Consider the following 3,498-nt stretch of genomic DNA (forward strand, 5'->3'; position numbering starts at 1 on the left):
CACAAGCAGTTCATTAAAAAGAACAGCGGTTTATTAAAAAGCGGTTAAATACCAACCCCTTTAAAGGATGTTTATTCCTGAAAGGGGTTTTTTCGTAATAGGCTCATCATCTGCTCTAAAAAATCAGCAACGTGCTTATGCAGGTTTTCGCGATATGCCCAGTGATGTTTAACCTCGTAACTTGCCGAATTAGGCAATAAAATTTTCATCAGACCCGTTTCTTCATAGCGCTTGGCAAAATCATAAGGGAGATAACCGACATGATGACCAGCAAGAATCAACTGCGCTGTCGCATCCATATGATAGGTGGTCGCGCTTAGCGTTTTTGGGCGGATATGATTGATATTGTGATCGACCACATAACCACGCTTTATCCAAGGATAATGTTGCTCTAAATCTTCAAAGCTTAAATCTTCTGACGCATTAAATAAAGGATGCGCCCGCCCGCAGCAGACCACCTGCTGTTCAATAAAGGCAGGTTTAAAACTCAATAATGGCGGAAAACTGCCAAAATAACCAACGCCAATATCGCTTTCGTTGCCAAGTAATTTATCTAACATGCTCTCAGGACTTTGCACATCGATTGAAAAATGAATAAGAGGATTGTTACGATAGCTGGTAGCCAAGCATTGCTGTAAAGCATCATAAAAAATCGTCGGCATCTGATCCGTTAAACACAATCGAATATGACCGCCGCGAACCGAATCCAATTGACGAATATAGTGCAGCTGGTGCTGAAAGCTAGCTACTGCTTCATTAAAGCTTAAGCAAGCTTCATAAACTGCTGTACCGTCTTCGGTTAGACTGAAGCCTGCGCGACCACGATGACACAGAGTCATTCCCAAGCGATCTTCTAAATGAGTCAGATGACCACTAATGACAGAGGGTGTAACATTTAAGCGAGACTGCGCCGCTGTCACGCCTTGACATTCAACAATTGCCATAAAGCTACGCAAGGTTTTGATGTCTATTTTTATCAGTTCATCTAGCATCGGGTGCCACCCTATATATCAAATTAATTGAATAAAAGTAGGTAAGGACTGAATGGTAGTTATCACCTTTATTTGGCTATATGTACGAATATCATCTGTAATAGATGAATGAATAAATACTATTTTAATCAATGATTTGGCACTGTTTAACACATTTTTGGTTCAGATAAACTTCTAATAATAAAGCATAAATCTCATTTACTACGAAAAAATAGAAGTTTACTTCTAAATTTTACCATGGTTCCTCTTCTTATATTTATGTATTGTCAAGGGTATGTAGAAAATTGTGTATTTAAACGAAATGAAACAAGGAAGTAACTCATGACATTCAATCAACCATTAAGCGGCAACGATATGCCAAGATTTGGTGGCTTTGCGTCTATGATGCGCCTGCCAACTCAGGCGGATGCAGAAGGGCTAGATGTCGCATTCGTTGGCGTCCCTTTAGATATTGGTGCCTCTAACCGTAGCGGTGCCAGATTGGGACCACGCCAGATTCGTGATGAATCACGCATGATTCGCCCTTATAATGTTGCCACGCGTGCTGCCCCTTTTGAATCTTTACAAGTTGCTGATATCGGCGACGTACCTATCAATACCTTTAATCTGCTAAAAAGCATTGATATCATCGAAAAATTCTATTCAGAAAAAATCGTCAAACATGGTGCCATTCCACTGACTTTGGGCGGCGACCATACCATTGCTTTGCCTATCTTACGTGCGCTTGCCAAAAAACATGGTCCTGTCGGGATGGTGCATATCGACGCGCATGCTGATATCAATGATGAGATGTTTGGTGAAAAAATTGCCCACGGCACGCCGTTCCGCCGCGCTGTCGAAGAAAACTTAATCGATGGTAACCGTGTGGTACAGATTGGTTTACGTGGTACGGGCTATAGCGCCGAAGAGTTTGATTGGTCAACCCAGCAAGGTTTTCGGGTAGTACCTGCTGAAGAATGCTGGTACAAATCACTGACGCCATTGATGGCAGAAGTACGCGAAAAGCTAGGCGATGGTCCTGTCTACTTGAGTTTCGATATTGATGGTATTGACCCTGCGTTTGCGCCTGGTACTGGTACTGCCGAGATCGGTGGTCTGACGTCGACTCAAGCAATAGAAATCATTCGCGGCATGCGCGGTCTTGATGTGGTCGGTGGTGATTTAGTAGAAGTATCACCGCCTTATGATCCATTTGGTAACACCTCTGTACTAGCAGCGAACTTATTGTTTGAGATGCTATGTATCCTACCGGGTGTACGCTATGACGATAAGGTCAAAGCAGTCTACTAATAGCCGCTGCTTATTGGTTAGATTTGGCGCATAGAGCAGTTATCCCAATACGGTATATGACCAGATAGCTGCATCGTCACCAGTGTGCTTGAGTTGCTGTTATTAATATAATTCGGTTAAGGAAGACCCCAATGAGTAAACCCTCTTCATTTTTTGGTCAAGACACGCTCTCCCCAAATGAGTCTGGACACAGTCTAGGCTCGATTGGTACGTTTGCGTTATGGTTTGGTGCCAATATAGTAGTGACTACTATTTTAACTGGCATGTTATTGGTACCTGACCTACGCTTTACCACGGCTATCACGACTGTACTCATTGGCTCGTTGATTGGGGCAATCCCACTGCTTTTGGTTGGTCTTATGGGTCAGCGCACAGGTCTCCCATCGATGGCACTGACGCGCAGAGCTTATGGACCATTTGGTAGTCAGTTGATCTCATTGGTAAACATGGGTGTGCTTATCGCGTGGAGCTGTATTCAGGCTCTGCTTGCTGGCATGAGTCTTGATTACGCTATCGAAGCCACCACAGGTTATAGCAATCTGCCGCTGTTTGTTATTTTGTGCGAGTCGGTTGTGGTGCTGATTGTGCTACGTGGTCATCTCGGTATTGAGCTTGTCGAACGCTGGGCGGCATTAGCAATGGCAGGTCTTACTGTCGTGGTGCTCTATCAGTTAAACCAGCACTATGATGTCTCAACACTATTTGAGATGCCAGTTGAGTCGCGTAATGGCATTACGTTAGGTATCGCCTTTGATATTGTAATCGCCACTGCATTTTCTTGGATGTCTTCGGCAGCCGATTACAATCGCAATTGCAAGACCCCAAAAATTGCAATATGGGGCACTTATTTTGGTTATATCATAGCAGCCATCGTGGCCATGGGTTTGGGCGCTACAATCTCAGGACTTTCTATCTTAAACGGTATGGAGCAGACTTACGATCCGACTCGCTTGCTAGCTGAATTTGGCTTTGGTTTGCCAGCAGCATTAGTCATTTTCTTCTCGGTCATGACCACCAATGTGATGGCAGTCTATAGCGCAACGCTATCATGTATGAATATCGCGCCTAATATGAGCTTTTGGAAACCTGCTCTGATCATTGGTCTGGTTACTATTTTTGGTGCACTGATTCCTGGTATTTTAGATCAGTTTCAAAACTTCTTATTGATCGTAGGTGCGCTATTTATCCCAGCATTCTCAGTCATGATTGTCGATTA

The 3,498-nt window shown here is 43.6% G+C and carries 3 protein-coding genes; 2 read left to right on the top strand and 1 reads right to left on the bottom strand.

Translation table 11 applies throughout. The features are described from left to right. Window positions 1–71: 71 nt before the first annotated feature. Complete coding sequence (locus tag VLN09_RS01630) at window positions 72–992, bottom strand: LysR family transcriptional regulator (RefSeq protein ID WP_325243437.1); 921 nt, start codon at window positions 990–992, stop codon at window positions 72–74. A gap of 321 nt (window positions 993–1,313) precedes the next feature. Between VLN09_RS01630 and speB the strand changes: the two genes are divergently transcribed. Both speB and VLN09_RS01640 read left to right on the top strand, forming a co-directional pair. Further along, complete coding sequence (gene speB, locus VLN09_RS01635; RefSeq protein WP_325243439.1) at window positions 1,314–2,282, top strand: agmatinase; 969 nt, start codon at window positions 1,314–1,316, stop codon at window positions 2,280–2,282. A gap of 131 nt (window positions 2,283–2,413) precedes the next feature. Next, window positions 2,414–3,498: purine-cytosine permease family protein (locus tag VLN09_RS01640; RefSeq protein ID WP_325243441.1), on the top strand; the 1,085-nt coding region annotated here is incomplete at its 3' end.

It is taken from the genome of Psychrobacter sp., assembly GCF_035469765.1.
GTDB lineage: Bacteria > Pseudomonadota > Gammaproteobacteria > Pseudomonadales > Moraxellaceae > Psychrobacter.